At 71.3% G+C, this 15,321-nt stretch carries 13 protein-coding genes; 10 read left to right on the top strand and 3 right to left on the bottom strand.

Annotation, left to right across the window (positions count from 1 at the left end):
• Positions 1-16 precede the first annotated feature (16 nt).
• Positions 17-2,563: a winged helix-turn-helix domain-containing protein gene (locus AC2W7E_RS10755; protein WP_485989074.1), complete on the top strand. Its 2,547-nt coding sequence runs from the start codon at positions 17-19 to the stop codon at positions 2,561-2,563.
• 12 nt (positions 2,564-2,575) lie between these two features.
• Here AC2W7E_RS10755 and AC2W7E_RS10750 read toward each other — a convergent pair whose 3' ends face one another.
• Positions 2,576-3,004, bottom strand: coding sequence for a DUF6325 family protein (locus AC2W7E_RS10750; protein WP_485989073.1), 429 nt, complete (start codon positions 3,002-3,004; stop codon positions 2,576-2,578).
• 141 nt (positions 3,005-3,145) lie between these two features.
• On the opposite strand from AC2W7E_RS10750, the gene AC2W7E_RS10745 reads away from it, so the two are divergent.
• The 5 genes from AC2W7E_RS10745 to AC2W7E_RS10725 all read left to right on the top strand — a co-directional run bounded on the left by AC2W7E_RS10745 (position 3,146) and on the right by AC2W7E_RS10725 (position 8,649).
• Entirely contained in the window at positions 3,146-3,580 is a 435-nt protein-coding gene (locus AC2W7E_RS10745; RefSeq protein WP_485989072.1) for a DUF6325 family protein, read from the top strand.
• A 1-nt stretch (position 3,581) separates the two neighbouring features.
• Entirely contained in the window at positions 3,582-3,932 is a 351-nt protein-coding gene (locus AC2W7E_RS10740) for an SHOCT domain-containing protein (protein ID WP_485989071.1), read from the top strand.
• 28 nt (positions 3,933-3,960) lie between these two features.
• Positions 3,961-5,307 carry a hypothetical protein gene (locus AC2W7E_RS10735; protein ID WP_485989070.1) on the top strand — a complete coding sequence of 449 codons (1,347 nt, stop codon included), beginning with the start codon at positions 3,961-3,963 and terminating at the stop codon, positions 5,305-5,307.
• Positions 5,308-5,387: 80 nt separating this feature from the next.
• Complete coding sequence (locus AC2W7E_RS10730) at positions 5,388-7,721, top strand: arylsulfatase (protein ID WP_485989069.1); 2,334 nt, start codon at positions 5,388-5,390, stop codon at positions 7,719-7,721.
• A gap of 43 nt (positions 7,722-7,764) precedes the next feature.
• Complete coding sequence (locus AC2W7E_RS10725; protein ID WP_485989128.1) at positions 7,765-8,649, top strand: formylglycine-generating enzyme family protein; 885 nt, start codon at positions 7,765-7,767, stop codon at positions 8,647-8,649.
• 15 nt (positions 8,650-8,664) lie between these two features.
• Here the strand turns inward: AC2W7E_RS10725 and AC2W7E_RS10720 are convergent, their stop codons facing one another.
• The gene (locus AC2W7E_RS10720; RefSeq protein ID WP_485989068.1) at positions 8,665-9,597 is read right to left on the bottom strand and encodes an HAD family hydrolase; all 933 of its coding nucleotides are present in this window, start codon (positions 9,595-9,597) and stop codon (positions 8,665-8,667) included.
• 156 nt (positions 9,598-9,753) lie between these two features.
• Between AC2W7E_RS10720 and AC2W7E_RS10715 the strand changes: the two genes are divergently transcribed.
• From AC2W7E_RS10715 to AC2W7E_RS10700, 4 genes are all read left to right on the top strand, one after another.
• Positions 9,754-9,963 carry a heavy-metal-associated domain-containing protein gene (locus AC2W7E_RS10715; RefSeq protein WP_025103117.1) on the top strand — a complete coding sequence of 70 codons (210 nt, stop codon included), beginning with the start codon at positions 9,754-9,756 and terminating at the stop codon, positions 9,961-9,963.
• Entirely contained in the window at positions 9,963-12,218 is a 2,256-nt protein-coding gene (locus AC2W7E_RS10710) for a heavy metal translocating P-type ATPase (protein ID WP_485989067.1), read from the top strand. The genes AC2W7E_RS10715 and AC2W7E_RS10710 overlap by 1 nt, the downstream gene beginning before the upstream one ends.
• Before the next feature lie 23 nt (positions 12,219-12,241).
• Complete coding sequence (locus tag AC2W7E_RS10705) at positions 12,242-12,502, top strand: YHS domain-containing protein (protein WP_025103119.1); 261 nt, start codon at positions 12,242-12,244, stop codon at positions 12,500-12,502.
• 67 nt (positions 12,503-12,569) lie between these two features.
• The gene (locus AC2W7E_RS10700; RefSeq protein WP_485989066.1) at positions 12,570-14,723 is read left to right on the top strand and encodes a heavy metal translocating P-type ATPase; all 2,154 of its coding nucleotides are present in this window, start codon (positions 12,570-12,572) and stop codon (positions 14,721-14,723) included.
• Positions 14,724-14,753: 30 nt separating this feature from the next.
• Here the strand turns inward: AC2W7E_RS10700 and AC2W7E_RS10695 are convergent, their stop codons facing one another.
• Positions 14,754-15,320, bottom strand: coding sequence for a hypothetical protein (locus tag AC2W7E_RS10695; RefSeq protein ID WP_485989065.1), 567 nt, complete (start codon positions 15,318-15,320; stop codon positions 14,754-14,756).
• Between the last annotated feature and the right edge of the window lies 1 nt (position 15,321).

Raw genomic sequence — 15,321 nt, 5'->3', positions numbered from 1 at the left:
GTGGTTTCGTGTTGCCATGTCGCCTCCCGTACGTTCCACGAGGCCGGGACCGGCGATGCGCTTCCGGCCGCCCGCCACGCCCATCGGCGTCGTGCCGCGGGAACGTGTGACCGCGGCGATCGCGGCTGCCATCGAGGCGGACGGGGTGACGGTCCTCAGCGCGCCCAGCGGCTATGGAAAGACCACCGCCGTCGCTGCCTGGGCGTCATCGCGCGACGACGTCGCCTGGCTCGCGCTGAGCGCGTCCGACGACGACCCCGCACTGCTGACCGCCGGTGTCCTGAACGCGCTGGCGCTCGCCGGGGAGCGTGCGGGGCGCGTGTTCGCCGCGCCGCGGGACATCGAGGATCCGGTGCGCGCCTACCGGCAGATCTGTGCGGCGTTCCAGGACGCCGAGCACCCGGTGCACCTCGTCGTCGACGATGCCCACCGTGCCGGGGAGGCGTGGAGCGATGGTCTCCTCGGGCTGCTGGCCGACCAGCCTCCGGACGGACTGCGGCTCCTCCTGGTGGGGACGACCCTGATCGAGGTCACCCTGTCCCGCCACCGCCTCATGAACCCGGGAGCCTTCGTCGGCGTGGACACTCTCCGGTTCTCGGCGGACGAGATCCGGAGTCTGACGCGGTCGGCGCCCGGTGGGCTCGATGCGGCCGCGGTGCGCGACGAGACCGGGGGCTGGCCCATCGCGGTGCGGCTGGTCCTCGTCGGCGGCTCCCTGCCGTCGAGCCCGGCGTCGACGGCCTCGTCCTTCCTCGGCGCGTACATCCGTGAGCACGTCCTGGACGCGCTGCCGCCCGCGCTCGCGGATTTCGTCCTCGAGGGGACGGCCTGCGCGGAGCTCACGCCCGACACCGCCGCACAGGTCACGGCGAGAGACGACGCCGCCGACCTCCTGGAGACCTGCGTTCGGCTCGGGCTGTTTCTCGACCGGTTCGACGGCCCGGAGGGCCCGACGTACCGCTGGCACCCCGCGTTCGCGCGTCGGTGCGCGGACCTCGCGCGGACGGATGCGGCGCGTTTCGCCACGGTGCACCGCCGGGCCGCTCGTGCTCTGGAGCACACGGATCCGATCGCCGCCGTGACGCACGCGCGGCGCGCCGGGGATCGGGCCGGTGCCAGGGCCATCCTCCTGCGGCACTGGCTGGGCCTCGTGGTCGGCTCCTCGGCCGTCGACGTGGAGCGGACGGCGACGGCTCTCCTGCGCGACAACCCGGATGATCCGCACCTGCTGCTCGTGCGGGCCGGAGCCAGCGACGTCCTCGGGGACCATCGCGTCGCGCGGGAGCTGTGTCGACGGGCGGAGGCACTCCTCGATCGCACGCCGGGGCAGGCCGACCCCGCCGTCCTGCTCATCGTCCGCCTGCTGCTCGCGGAGTCGTCCGTCGAGGTGGCCGCATCCGGTCCGGAGATCCGTGCGCTGCTGGATGCCGAGGACGACAGGATGTACGGCGGTCGGGTGGCGCTCAACCATCTGCTGGGGTGGACCGCGCTGCGCAATCGCGAATCGCCGGACCTCGCGATCGAGTACTTCTCGGCGGCGGCGCGCGAGGCGAGGGAGGCCGGCGATCGGGAGCTCACGTCCCGCGCCGTCGGACATCTCGCCTACGGCCTCGCCACCTCCGGCCGGCTCACGGAGGCCGCGGCCGTGCTCGCCGAGGCCGAGACCACCCGGGAGGCTCTTCTTCCGCGGAACACCTTCGCGCGCGGAAGCGCCGTGGCCGCCGCGGGGTGGGTGGCGTACTGGTCGGGCGAGGCGGAGGAGGCGGTCCGGATCTTCGATGCGGCGCGTGAGGAAGCCGCGTCCGGCCGCGATCTGGCCGGACATGCACGCATGATGGGAGCCTATGCCGCCGCGCTCACGGGAGACCCCGCGATCTGCCGCCGAGCGGCCATCAGCGTGCAGGAGCTCCCCATCGACGTCGTCCAGGGGGTGGAGTGGCCGGCGTTCCGGGAGTCGTCGGTGGCCCTGCTCGAAGAGGCGGTGGGGCGGAGGGAGCGCGCACTGCGCATCGCGAAGAAGTATGCCGGCGGTACCGACCTCCCGCTCGTGGGCGTCGCCCTGTCCGGGATCCTGCGTCGCGCCGAGGAGCATGCGGCGGCGCTGGAGATGCTGCGGTCGTTGCGGGGTGCGTCCGAGCTGTCGTACGTCAAAGCCGCCACGTTGATCACCGCGGCCACGCTCCGGAGGGCGACGGGGCACCAGGAGGACGCGCATGACCTGTGCGAGGCCGCCCTCTCGGTCGCGTCCGCGGAGAACCTCGCCGTGCTCTTCGGCCCGCGCGAGGTCGCGGTGCGCCGGCTGCTGCAGGCGCATGTGCATCACGGCACGCAGTTCGAGGAGTTCATCGAGACATGCCTCGCCCTCGACGCGGTCGGCTCCGTGACCGATCGGCTGTCGGAGCGGGAACGCGACGTCTTCCACCAGATGCAGACGGCGCGCACGCTGCCGGAGATCGCCCAGGAACTCTCCGTGTCGGTGAACACGGTGAAGACGCATCAACGAGCGATCTACCGCAAGCTCGGGGTCTCGTCCCGGCGGGAGGCCGTCCACGCGACCGTGTGAGCAGGCACGGCGTCAGGGGCTCACACCGAGGGTGGCGACGAGTGCGGCGTTCGCGACCGCGGAGGGGATCGCCTGTGTCGCCAGGATCCGGTCCCCGGCGTCCTCGACCTCGCGGATGAAGCGGACGTCCCAGCGCTGTTCGACGAGGATGACGGCCGCGACGGCGTCGGGAGGCACCCACGGGAGGAAATGCCGGACATCGTCGAGGGAGATCAGTCCCGGTGCATACAGGGGCAGGCCGGCGAGCGAGAAGTCGTCGCCGTCGATCTCCGTGATGCGCTGCCCCTCGGCGGCGTCGCGGCGGACGACGAGGAAGTCGAGCACGCGCAGCGTGCCGTCCTCGACCTGACGCAGCAGCGGTTCGAGGACGGGCGGTCCCGGGTGTGCGCTGCGGAGCTCGACCACGACGAACGCCACGTCTCCCAGCACCCGGCTCCTCATAGCCACCCTCGATTCGTCCCGTCCTCCGATGGTGACAGCCGCACGGAGAGGGAGTCCCGATTCCTCACCCGGAGCGGGTGAGGACCGGTGCGCGGGCGACGACGGCGGTGCCATTCTGGACCGCGGATGAAGGGTGGCGACATGAAGGAGTTCCGATTCGGGCCCGTCGAGTTCTATCTCGTGGCCTTCGACGGTGATCGGCCGGACCCGTCCACGTTCGGCGCGCTGACCGACCTGGTGTCGAAGGGCGTGGTGCGAGTGCTGGACTTCGTGCTGGTGACGCGGACGGCGGAGGGGGATCTCGACATCCTCGAGGTCGAGGAGGACGACGGGTCCGCCGTCCTCGACGGCCTCGAGCCGATCGTCGCCGGGCTCGCGAGCGAGGACGACGTCCGCGCCCTGGCGGAGGTCGTGCCGCCGGGACGGTCGGCGGCGGTCATGGTCCTGGAGCTCCTGTTCGCTCGGACCCTCGCCCAGGATGTGGCCGCCGCGGGAGGCCAGGTGCTGCGCAGCGAGCGCGTTCCGGCACCCGTCGTGAACGCGGTGATGGACATCCTCGAACAGGAAGGTGAATGACATGCCCTTGCGGAGATTCGGCCGGCCGGGGCTCATCGGTCTCGCCGCGCGGACCGCGGTGGTCGCCGGGACGGCGACCGCGGTGCAGGGAGCCGCGATGCGGCACCAGGAGCGCCGCGCACAGAGCCAGTACGAGCAGCAGCAGTACGAGGCCGCCCAGCAACAGGCCCGGATGGACGATGCGGCCCGCACCGCGGCCGCGCAGTATGCGCCGCCGACGAGCCCGCCGGCCGCGCCGCCCGCAGCGGCGGACGACCTGATCGCCAAGCTGCAGGAGCTCGGATCGCTGAAGGCCTCCGGCGTGCTGACGGACGAGGAGTTCACGGCCGCGAAGCAGAAGCTGCTGAGCTGAGCGTCGCGACGATCGGGACGAGGCGGCGATGAGCGAGATCGAGGACCTGCGGGCACGGCTGCGTGCGCTGGAGCAGGAGAACGAGGCGCTCCGACGCCCTCGACGCCGGATCTCCGCCCGCAGCATCATCGCCGGGATCGTGCTCGTGGTCGCTGTGCTCCTCGCGCCGATCGCGGCGATGGGGACATGGGCGCGGCTGCAGCTCGTCGACGCGGACCGGTTCGTCGCGACCTTCGCCCCGCTGGCCGAGGATCCGGACGTGCAGGACTTCGTCGCCGATCAGGTGACGGCCGCCATCGACGAGCAGGTCGACCTGGATGCGGTGGTCGGCGAGCTCTTCGACGGCCTGCGTGCCCTCGACCTCCCGCCGCGCGCCACCGCCGCCCTCGGCCTGTTGGAAGCGCCGGCCGCCTCCGGCCTGTCGTCCCTGATCGACGGCTTCGTGCAAGAGGTGGTGTCGTCGCAGCAGTTCGCCGACATCTGGGCGGAGACGCTGCGCTTCACTCATGAGCGCGCCGTCGCCATCCTGCAGGACGAGCCCGGCACCGCGCTGGACCTCAGCGACGACGGGGTCCTCTCGGTGGACGTGGGGGCCGTCGTCGAACGCGTCAAGGAGGCTCTGGCCGAGCGTGGGGCCGGGGTCGCCGACCTCATCCCGGTGATCGATCGCACCATCCCGGTGGTGCAGGCCGACGCCCTGGTGCTGGTCCGCACGGTCTACCAGATCGCGGTGACGGCGGGCTTCTGGCTGCCGTGGGTCGTGCTCGGTCTCGTCGTCCTCGGTGTGCTGCTCGCGGTGAACCGGCCGCGGGCGCTGCTCTGGACGAGTGCCGGGTTCGCCGTCGTCTTCCTCCTCCTCGCCGCCGGAATGGGGATCGGGCGCGGGTTCTTCGTCAGCGCCGTCAGCCCGTCGATCATGACGGCGTCGGCGGCCGAATCCCTCTTCGATCAGCTCACCGCGCTCCTCGGCTCCACCATCGTCGCGCTTGCTCTGGTCGGGGTGCTCATCGCGCTCTGGGCGTGGCTCGCCGGGTCGAGCCGCAGCGCCCGCACGGTGCGCGGCGTCACCGAGAGCGGGTTCGGGGCGCTTCGCGAGGCAGCTGAGGCACGGGGGATCTCCACCGGGCGGTTCGGGCGGGCGGTCGACCGCTATCGCGGTGCGATCCTCATCGCCGGGATGGCGATCGGGGTGCTCATCCTCCTGGCGACGCGTCCTGTGACCTTCGGCGCCGTCCTCGGCGTGGCGATCGGCGTGCTCGTGCTGACGATCCTCGTGGAGCTGCTGCGACGGCCGGTCCCCGCCACGGCGCCGGAGGAGCAGGACGCCGCCGTCGGCGCGGACGCGAGCGACGCGGAGATCACCCGGCGCGGGTGAGGACCCCTGTCGGCACGCGCGCGGGGTCGGAAGACTCAGGCCGAAGAGAGCGCGGACGCGCCAGGAACGAAGGAGAGACGATGTCGGAATTCAACGCAGACTTCTCGGGCGAGATCACGCTGGACGTCCGCGACTCCCGTCCCGACTGGTCGCCGTATGAGCTGCGGAAGGCACCGGACGGAGCGCCGAACGTCCTCGTGGTGCTGTACGACGATACCGGCCTCGCCTCCTGGTCGCCGTATGGCGGCCGCATCGCGATGCCGACGATGGACCGTCTGGCCGCCGGGGGTCTCACCTACACGCAGTGGCACACCACGGCGCTGTGCTCTCCCACGCGGTCCACCATGCTCACGGGCCGTAACCACCACGTCAATCGCGCGGGCGTCATCATGGAGGGCACGAACGGCTTCCCCGGCTTCGCGGGGCGGCTCCCCGCCGAGTGCGCGACCATCGGACAGGTTCTGCAGGAGAACGGGTACAGCACGTTCTGGCTCGGCAAGAACCACAACGTCCCGGAAGAGGACATCGCGCCGGGGGGCAGCCGCTCGATGTGGCCGCTGCAGCTCGGCTTCGACCGCTTCTACGGCTTCCTCGGCGGGGAGACCAACAACTGGTACCCCGACCTGGTCGAGGACAACCACTTCATCGAGCAGCCGTACCGCCCGGAGGACGGCTACCACCTGTCGAAGGACCTCGCCGACCAGGCGCTCGCGATGATCCGGAACCAGCAGGCCTCGAATCCCTCGAAGCCCTGGTACATGTGGTTCTGCCCGGGCGCGAACCACGCGCCGCACCACGCGCCGCAGGAGTACATCGACAAGTACAAGGGGGCGTTCGACGACGGCTACGACGCCTACCGCGAGTGGGTGCTCGCCCGCATGATCGAGAAGGGCGTGCTGCCGGAGGGCACGCAGATGACGCCGTTCAACCCGCTGCCGGAGGAGGCGGCGAACCCGGCCGATCACGTGCGCCCGTGGGCGGAGCTGAACGACGACGAGCGGAGGCTGTTCGCGCGGATGGCGGAGGTCTTCGCGGGCTTCTCCGAGTACACGGATGCCCAGGTCGGCCGGATCGTGGACTACCTGGAGGAGACGGGGCAGCTGGACAACACGATCATCTTCTACTGCGCCGACAACGGCGCCTCGGGGGAGGGATCGCCGGACGGCTCCGTGAACGAGAACAAGTTCTTCAACGGCTACCCGGACGACCTCGCCGAGAACCTCGCGATGATCGACACGCTCGGGTCCGCCGACACCTACAACCACTACCCGACAGGATGGGCGGCGGCGTTCTCCACGCCCTTCCAGATGTTCAAGCGGTACTCCCAGTACTCCGGCGGCACCTGCGACCCGATGGTCGTGCACTGGCCGAAGGGGATCGCGGCGAAGGGGGAGCTGCGCCACCAGTACCACCACTCGGTGGACGTCGTGGCGACGGTGCTCGACGTGATCGGCATCGCGATGCCGGAGTCCTACCGCGGAGTGCCGCAGCGACCGCTCGACGGCGTCTCGATGAAGTACTCCTTCGACGCCGCGCCGGACGGGCCGACGCGGAAGAGCGTGCAGTACTACTCGATGCTCGGCACCCGGGGCATCTGGAAGGACGGCTGGAAGGCGGCGGCCGTGCACGCGCCGCTGAGCGGCAAGGGCCACTTCGACGACGACGTGTGGGAGCTGTACCACGTGGCGGAGGACCGCTCCGAGTCGAACGACCTCGCCGCGACGCACCCGGAGAAGCTGCAGGAGCTCATCGCCGCGTGGTTCGCAGAGGCGGAGGCGAACTTCGCCCTTCCGCTCGACGACCGCTCGGCCCGTGACCTGCTGAACGTGGAGCGTCCGCAGGCGGAGCCGCCGCGGGGACGGTATGTGTACTTCCCCGGCACCGCGGCGGTGCCGGAGAGCGTTGCGGTGAACGTCCGAGGGCGCTCCTACAAGATCATCGCCGATGCCGTCCTCGACGAGGGCGCCGAGGGTGTGATCTTCGCGCACGGTTCCCGCTTCGGCGGGCATTCGCTGTTCCTCAAGGACAACAGACTGGTCTACGTGTACAACTTCCTCGGCATCCCACCGGAGCAGTCGTTCACCTCGGAGGAGCTCACCCCCGGCCCGCACACTCTTGGTGTGGAGTTCGTGCGCGAAGGAGCGGGGGAGCACGGCGAGTCCGTCGGCACGACCACGCTGTACGTCGATGATCGTGCCGTGGCGTCCGGTCCGATGCGGGCGCAGGTCGGGAAGTTCACGCTCTGCGGCGACGGTCTCTGCGTCGGGTGGGACAGCGCCGACCCGGTGAGTGCGCAGTACCGCAACCCGTTCCCGTTCACCGGCGGAAAGCTCCTGGGCGTGGCGGTGGACGTGAGCACAGAGCAGTATCTCGATATGGAACTCGAGGCGGCGGCGATGCTGTCGCGTGAGTGATCGAACGGAGGGGGCCGCGGCCTAGCATGAGGTCATGACGGTGATGATCGAGATCCCCGGCGGAACGCTTCTCATGGGCTCGGACGAGTTCTACCCGGAGGAAGGGCCTGTCCACGAGCGGCGCGTGGAGGCGTTCACGCTGGATCAGCATCCCGTGACGAACCGCCAGTACGCCGCGTTCGTCGAGGACACCGGGTACGTCACGATCGCCGAGCGGCCGATGGACCCCTCCGACTATCCCGGCGTGCATCCGGACGACCTCGTCCCCGGCGCCATGGTGTTCACACCGACCACCGGCCCCGTGGACCTGCGCGACTGGCGGCAGTGGTGGCGGTGGGAGCCGGGGGCGTCCTGGCGCCACCCGTTCGGACCGGGGTCGTCGATCCACGACCGCCTCGACCATCCGGTCGTGCAGGTCGCGTATCCCGATGCCGTCGCCTACGCCGCGTGGGCAGGCAAGCGCCTTGCCACGGAGGCGGAGTGGGAATGGGCGGCGCGCGGCGGCCTCGTCGGCGCCCGCTTCGCCTGGGGTCAGGAGACGAAGCCGGACGGCACCCTCATGGCCGACACCTGGCAGGGCGCCTTCCCGTACCGGAACGACGGTGCCGACGGGTGGATCGGCACCGCTCCGGTCGCCTCGTTCCCCGCGAACGGGTACGGCCTGCACGACATGATCGGCAACGTGTGGGAGTGGACGGTGGACTACTGGACGCACCGGCACGTGCCGCCAGGTGCGGTCGGTGTCGACGCCGGTCAACGCGCGAGCCTGCTGTCCTCCGAGCCCGGGTCGCCCATCCCTCGCCGCGTGCTCAAGGGGGGATCGCATCTGTGCGCTCCGGAGTACTGCCTCCGCTACCGCCCCGCGGCGCGATCGGCGCAGGCGGAGGACACCGCCATGACCCACATCGGGTTCCGCTGCGCCCTCTGACCGGTGATCCCCGACTCAGACGGGGTCGGGGAACAGGGACGCCCAGTCGTCGCGGACGCTCACCACGGTGTACCCGCGGTCGGCGGCTGCGTGGAGGGCCTGCTCCGCTCCCGTGTCGTAGGGCGTGTCGTCGCGGTCGGCGTCGTCGTGATGGATCAGCAGCGCGAGTCCGGGCCGAGGGCCGCCGTGCGCGAAGTCGAGCATCGGCATGTCGCCGTTCGAGTTGCCGGCCGCCAGCAGCGGGCGCCGCCCGATCCGACTCCAGATCCGCACCGGTTTCTCCGGTCCGTCGTCGAAGAACGCCAGGGCCGAGGAGTAGCGGACGCTGGCGTCCTTCTCGTCGTAGGCGAGTCCGAGCGCCGAGCCGATCACGCGCTCGGGAGGGATGCCGTAGTTCGCCTGGGTCATCGGCCGCATGAAGTCGCGCTCGCCGCCCGACACGATGTAGCACGTGAAGCCGTGGCCCTCGAGGTACCGCAGCAGCTCGACCATCGGGCGGTACACCGATTCGGCGTAGGGGCGGCCGAGGAGCGGGTGCTGGGCCGTGCGGTAGAACTCCGCCACGGAGCGGGCGTAGTCCTCCACGCTCACGCCATCGGTCAGTCCCAGGAGCGCCTGGATGATGACGCCGAGGTCGGAGTCGTCGCCGGCGTAGTGCTTGTCGATCGCGGTGCCGAGCCAGCCCAGGTCACCGGTGACCGCGGCGCGGTAGGGCTGCCGGTCGGCCAGGGAGGGGTCGCGGGTCGCCTCCTCGCGCCAGCGCTCGACGACGTAGTGCAGCTGGGTGGGCATGGGCTTCTCCGACCAGAGAGTGCCGTCGTTGTCGAACACCGCGATGCGTTCGTCGACGGGGACGGCGTCAGGACCCTCCGTCACGGCGGCGACGAACGCCTCGATGGTGCGCCGTGTGCCGGTGTCCCGCCAGGAAGACAGAGGTGAGGAGTCCATGACCGCGATCCTCCCAGGCGCGGCGTCGGATGCCGAGCGTCCCTCACCCGGAGCGGACGAGTCCCGCTGCGGCCGGGCGTGCGGGAATACCCTCGGAGGGTATAAGGTTGTGCCGAAGGAGTACCCCAGGGGGGTATCCCGAGGAAAGGAAGCATGATGAGCACGAGCGAGTACCAGGTCACCGGAATGACGTGCGGCCACTGCGAGATGGCGATCCGCGACGAGGTGTCGCGCATCCCCGGTGTCGAGGGTATCGATGTCAGCGCGCAGAGCGGGAGACTCGTGGTGCGCAGCTCCGCCCCCGTCGACGACACGGCCGTGCTGGCCGCCGTGGACGAGGCGGGCTACCAGGCGGTCCGGTCCTGATGGACACCCCGTCCGCGACCAGCGTGGAGCTGGAGATCGGCGGCATGACCTGCGCGTCGTGCGCGATGCGGATCGAGAAGAAGCTCAATCGTCTCGACGGCGTCACCGCCACCGTGAACTACGCGACCGAGAAGGCGAGCGTCACGGTGCCGGCGGGCGTCGACACCGCCGTGCTCATCGCCGAGGTCGAGAAGACCGGATACACCGCCGTCGTCCCCGCGCCTCCCGCGCCGGAGGGAGCGCAGCCCGACGGAGAGCAGCCGGATCCGGAGCTGACGGCGCTGCGGCAGCGGCTGATCGCCTCCGTCGTGCTCACCGTCCCGGTCATCGCGATGGCGATGATCCCGGCGCTCCAGTTCACGTACTGGCAGTGGCTGTCGCTCGCGCTCGCGGGTCCCGTGATCGTGTGGGCGGCCTGGCCGTTCCACAAGGCGGCGTGGATCAACCTCCGGCACGGTGCGGCCACGATGGACACGCTCATCTCGATGGGCACGATCGCCGCGCTGCTGTGGTCGCTGTACGCGCTCTTCTTCGGCACCGCCGGGATGCCCGGCATGACGCACCCGTTCGAGTTCACCGTCGCGCCCAGCGACGGTGCCGGGAACATCTACCTCGAGGTCGGAGCCGGGGTGACCACGTTCATCCTCGCCGGACGCTACTTCGAGAAGCGCTCCAAGCGTCAGGCCGGTGCGGCGCTCCGCGCGCTGCTGGAGCTCGGCGCGAAGGAGGTCGCCGTGCTCCGCGACGGCGTCGAGACGCGCATCCCGACGAGCGCGCTGCGGGTCGGGGACGAGTTCGTCGTGCGCCCGGGGGAGAAGATCGCCACCGACGGGGTGGTGGTCGGCGGCACGTCCGCCGTCGATGCCTCGATGCTGACCGGCGAGTCGGTGCCCGTCGAGGTCGGGGAGGGCGACGTCGTCACCGGCGCCACCGTGAATGCCGGGGGACGCCTCGTCGTCCGCGCGACCCGCATCGGCGCCGACACCCAGCTCGCGCAGATGGCGCGGCTCGTGGAGGAGGCGCAGACCGGGAAGGCCGAGGTGCAGCGCCTCGCGGACCGTGTCTCCGGGATCTTCGTGCCGATCGTGATCGTGATCGCCCTCGGCACGCTCGTGGCCTGGCTCGCGGCCGGGTTCCCGGCTGCCGCCGCCTTCACCGCCGCGGTCGCGGTGCTCATCATCGCCTGCCCCTGCGCTCTGGGTCTGGCCACGCCGACCGCTCTCCTCGTCGGCACGGGTCGCGGCGCCCAGATGGGCATCCTCATCAAGGGCCCCGAGGTGCTCGAGTCGACCCGGAAGGTCGATACGGTCGTGCTCGACAAGACGGGCACCGTCACCTCCGGTCGCATGACGCTGACGGCGGTGCACACCGACGACGGCGTGCAGCGCGAGGAGCTGCTGCGGCTCGCCGGGGCCCTCGAGGACGCCTCCGAGCACCCCATCGCGCAGGCCGTGGCGGCCGCGGCCACCCGGGAGCTCGGCACCCTGCCGAGCGTCGAGGAGTTCGCGAGCGTCGAGGGCAGGGGCGTCCAGGGCATCGTGGACGGCCACGCCGTCGTCGTGGGACGCGCCTCGTTGCTCGCCGACTGGTCGCAGCACCTGTCCGCGGGGCTGGCTGCGGTCAAGGCCGAGGCGGAGGCCCAGGGCAAGACCGCGATCGCGGTGGGCTGGGACGGTCGTGCCCGCGGGGTGCTCGTCGTCGCCGACACGGTCAAGGCCACGAGCGCGGAGGCGGTGGCGCAGCTCCGGGCGCTGGGACTGACGCCCGTCCTGCTCACGGGAGACAACCGTGCGGTGGCCGAGCAGATCGCCCGCGAGGTGGGGATCACCGAGGTGATCGCCGAGGTGCTGCCCCAGGACAAGGTCGAGGTGGTGCGCCGGCTCCAGGGCGAAGGAAAGGTCGTCGCGATGGTGGGAGACGGTGTGAACGACGCCGCGGCCCTCGCCCAGGCGGAGCTCGGGCTGGCGATGGGGACCGGGACCGACGCGGCCATCGAGGCGAGCGACATCACGCTCGTCCGCGGCGACCTCCGCAGCGCGGCCGACGCGATCCGCCTGTCCCGCCGCACGCTCGTCACGATCAAGGGCAACCTGTTCTGGGCGTTCGCCTACAACGTCGCAGCCATCCCGCTGGCGGCGCTCGGCCTGCTCAACCCCATGCTCGCCGGTGCGGCGATGGCGTTCTCCAGCGTCTTCGTCGTCGGCAACAGCCTCCGCCTGCGGTCCTTCCGCAGCAGGGCGGTGGACACCCCGTGAACGAGAGACAGAGGAGTACCGACATGTCCGATTCCCCCGCAGGATCCTGCTGCAGCGTCCCGCGCCAGAGCGGCGTGTCCGCCGAAGGGCGCACCGACCTGCTCGCCGTGCCGGCCGAGGGCATGGCCGAATGCCCGGTGATGGCCGGAACGCCCGTCGTGATCGCGACCGCCGAGGCCGCGGGGTTGTACCGCGACCACGAGGGCACCCGCTACTACTTCTGCTGCGCGGGCTGCGGGCCGGCATTCGACGCCGATCCCGCGAAGTACACCAGGGCGGCCTGAGCCCCCACCCGTGCGGGGCCGCGACAGATCCGGCCCCGCACGGCATCATCGACGTTGGAGGGAAGACATGAGCACCTCGCATCACGACCATTCCGCGCACGGTCACCCCGCGGGAGCGGGGACCGGGACGCCCGCGGACCACACCGGGCACGCGGAGCACGCCGCGCCCGGAGACCACACGGACCACGCGGGACACAGTGCGCCCGCCGGGCACGGCGGACACGCGGGACACGGCGGTCACGGCGACCACGTCGCCCAGTTCCGGCGGCTGTTCTGGATCATGCTCGTCCTCGCCGTGCCGACCGTGCTGCTCTCGGGCATGTTCGCGATGATCGTGGGCTACCCGCTTCCCGACATCCCGGGTCTGGTCTGGGTGTCGCCGGTCCTCGGGACGGTCATGTACGTATGGGGAGGGAAGCCGTTCCTCACCGGCGCCGTCAGCGAGATCCGTGCCCGGCGGCCCGGCATGATGCTGCTCATCGGGCTCGCGATCACGGTGGCGTTCGTCGCGTCCTGGGGAGCGAGCCTCGGCCTGCTGCATCATGAGCTCGACTTCTGGTGGGAGCTCGCTCTCCTCATCGTGATCATGCTGCTCGGGCACTGGATCGAGATGCGCTCGCTGGCGCAGACCACCTCCGCCCTCGACTCGCTGGCCGCGCTGCTGCCGGACGAGGCGGAGCGTGTGGAGGGCGATCAGGTCGTGCGGGTCTCCCCGTCGGACCTCCGCGTGGGCGATGTCGTGGTGGTGCGCCCCGGCGGGAGCATCCCCGCCGACGGGCGGATCGTCGACGGCCGCGCCTCGATGGACGAATCCATGGTGACGGGGGAGTCCCGCACCGTCACCCGGGCGACCGGCGACCCTGTGACCGCGGGGACCGTCGCCACCGACTCGGGGCTGCGCGTGGAGATCACGGCGACCGGAGACGACACGACGCTCGCGGGGATCCAGCGGCTCGTGACGGAGGCGCAGAACTCCACGTCCCGCGCACAGCGTCTCGCCGACACGGCAGCCGGCTGGCTGTTCTGGTTCGCGCTCGGTGCTGCCGCGATCACCGCGGTGGTGTGGAGCGCAGTCGGCCTGCCGGACGACGCCGTCATCCGCACGATCACCGTCCTCGTGATCGCCTGCCCGCACGCGTTGGGCCTGGCCATCCCGCTCGTCGTCTCGATCGCGACCGAGCGCGCGGCCCGTGGCGGGGTGCTCGTGAAGGATCGGCTGGCCCTGGAGAGCATGCGCACCGTCGACACCGTGCTGTTCGACAAGACCGGCACGCTGACCAAGGGTGAGCCCGTCGTCTCCGCGGTGTCGGTGGCCGGTGCGGAGACCGCGGAGGAGGTGCTGGCGCTCGCCGCGGCCGCCGAGGCCGACAGCGAGCATCCGCTGGCGAAGGCCATCGTCCGCGCCGCGCGCGACAAGGAACTCCGCGTGCCGGCGAGCCGCGACTTCTCGTCCTCGCCGGCGGTGGGGGTGACCGCGACGGTGGACGGTGCGGTGATCCGCGTCGGCGGCCCGCACCTGCTCACGGAGGAGGATGCCCACGAGCTCCCCGCTGCGGAGGGCTGGCGTGCGGACGGCGCGATCATCCTGCATGTGCTGCGGGATGGACACGTCATCGGGGCGCTCAAGCTCGCGGACGAGGTGCGCCCGGAGTCGCGGGACGCGGTCGACGCCCTGCACGCGCTCGGTGTCCAGGTCGTGATGATCACCGGCGACGCGGAGGCCGTCGCGCACACCGTCGCGGCCGACCTCGGCATCGACCGCGTGTTCGCGGGCGTCCGGCCGGAGGACAAGGCCGCGAAGGTGCAGGAGCTGCAGCACGAGGGCCGCAGGGTCGCGATGGTGGGCGACGGCGTGAACGACGCGCCCGCGCTCGCTCAGGCCGACGTCGGCCTGGCGATCGGCGCCGGCACCGACGTGGCGATCGCCTCCGCCGGGGTCATCCTCGCCGGAGACGACCCGCGTGCGGTGCTGTCGGTGATCGAGCTCTCCCGCGCCTCGTACCGGAAGATGAGGCAGAACCTCTGGTGGGCGGCCGGGTACAACCTGCTCTCCGTCCCGCTCGCGGCGGGTGTGCTCGCTCCGATCGGCTTCGTGCTGCCGATGTCGGTCGGCGCGGTGCTCATGTCGCTGTCGACGATCGTGGTGGCGCTCAATGCGCAGTTGCTGCGGCGGCTCGATCTCCGTCCGGAGGTCGTCACCGCGGGCATCCTGCAGCGCTGAGCGCCACCACGCCGCCGTCTCGGTCCCGGCTCAGCGCCGACGGCCGAGGCGGCGGAGAGCGCGGACGCCCAGGACCGCCGTCAGCACCCAGGGCCCCACGACGATGATCGGGTCGAGCCAGGTGTGCCGGAGATCGATGCGGCCGCGTCCGAACCGCGACGCGAGCGGACGATGCTGCGGTTCCGCGAGGACGCCGGTCTGCGTGATGGGGTCGTCCGGCCGCCGGATGATAAGGGAGCGGGCGTGCGCGGTCACGGCATCGACGCGGTCGCCCAGCACGAGCAGCAGCCAGCGGCTGTTCTTCGTCTCGCTGAACCGGTCGTAGGCGACGCGCCTGATGGCACCCGACACGCCGTGCAGCGGTTGCGCGGTGCCCCAGACGGGAGGCAGCATGCCGTGCTCGATCGAGCGCTCGCGGCCGCGGTCGGGGCCCTGACGCTCGGGGAGGTCCCAGTGCGCGCCGGTGTCGCCGACATCCTCCAGCTGCTGCCAGGTGCGGCGGTGCTCGGGGGCGAGGTCGGCGCCCCAGCCCGGGATCCGTGCACGCAGCTCATCGGGGGTCGGTGCGGGGATGGGTCGAGATCCTTCGTACGGCATG

Source organism: Microbacterium sp. CFSPD4_SD4 (assembly GCF_057364585.1).
The sequence above is the reverse complement of the archived record's forward strand: the minus strand, read 5'-3'. Positions and strand labels throughout refer to the sequence as shown.

What these genes read in the sequence shown, in the direction of transcription:
- AC2W7E_RS10750 (WP_485989073.1), bottom strand. Translation starts at nt 3,004, where the DNA reads ATGAGGAGCCGGGTGCTGGGAGACGTGGCGTTCGTCGTGGTCGAGCTC.
- AC2W7E_RS10745 (WP_485989072.1), top strand. Translation starts at nt 3,146, where the DNA reads ATGAAGGAGTTCCGATTCGGGCCCGTCGAGTTCTATCTCGTGGCCTTC.
- AC2W7E_RS10730 (WP_485989069.1), top strand. Translation starts at nt 5,388, where the DNA reads ATGTCGGAATTCAACGCAGACTTCTCGGGCGAGATCACGCTGGACGTC.
- AC2W7E_RS10710 (WP_485989067.1), top strand. Translation starts at nt 9,963, where the DNA reads ATGGACACCCCGTCCGCGACCAGCGTGGAGCTGGAGATCGGCGGCATG.
- AC2W7E_RS10735 (WP_485989070.1), top strand. Translation starts at nt 3,961, where the DNA reads ATGAGCGAGATCGAGGACCTGCGGGCACGGCTGCGTGCGCTGGAGCAG.
- AC2W7E_RS10720 (WP_485989068.1), bottom strand. Translation starts at nt 9,597, where the DNA reads ATGGACTCCTCACCTCTGTCTTCCTGGCGGGACACCGGCACACGGCGC.
- AC2W7E_RS10700 (WP_485989066.1), top strand. Translation starts at nt 12,570, where the DNA reads ATGAGCACCTCGCATCACGACCATTCCGCGCACGGTCACCCCGCGGGA.
- AC2W7E_RS10755 (WP_485989074.1), top strand. Translation starts at nt 17, where the DNA reads ATGTCGCCTCCCGTACGTTCCACGAGGCCGGGACCGGCGATGCGCTTC.
- AC2W7E_RS10695 (WP_485989065.1), bottom strand. Translation starts at nt 15,320, where the DNA reads ATGCCGTACGAAGGATCTCGACCCATCCCCGCACCGACCCCCGATGAG.
- AC2W7E_RS10725 (WP_485989128.1), top strand. Translation starts at nt 7,765, where the DNA reads ATGATCGAGATCCCCGGCGGAACGCTTCTCATGGGCTCGGACGAGTTC.
- AC2W7E_RS10740 (WP_485989071.1), top strand. Translation starts at nt 3,582, where the DNA reads ATGCCCTTGCGGAGATTCGGCCGGCCGGGGCTCATCGGTCTCGCCGCG.
- AC2W7E_RS10715 (WP_025103117.1), top strand. Translation starts at nt 9,754, where the DNA reads ATGAGCACGAGCGAGTACCAGGTCACCGGAATGACGTGCGGCCACTGC.
- AC2W7E_RS10705 (WP_025103119.1), top strand. Translation starts at nt 12,242, where the DNA reads ATGTCCGATTCCCCCGCAGGATCCTGCTGCAGCGTCCCGCGCCAGAGC.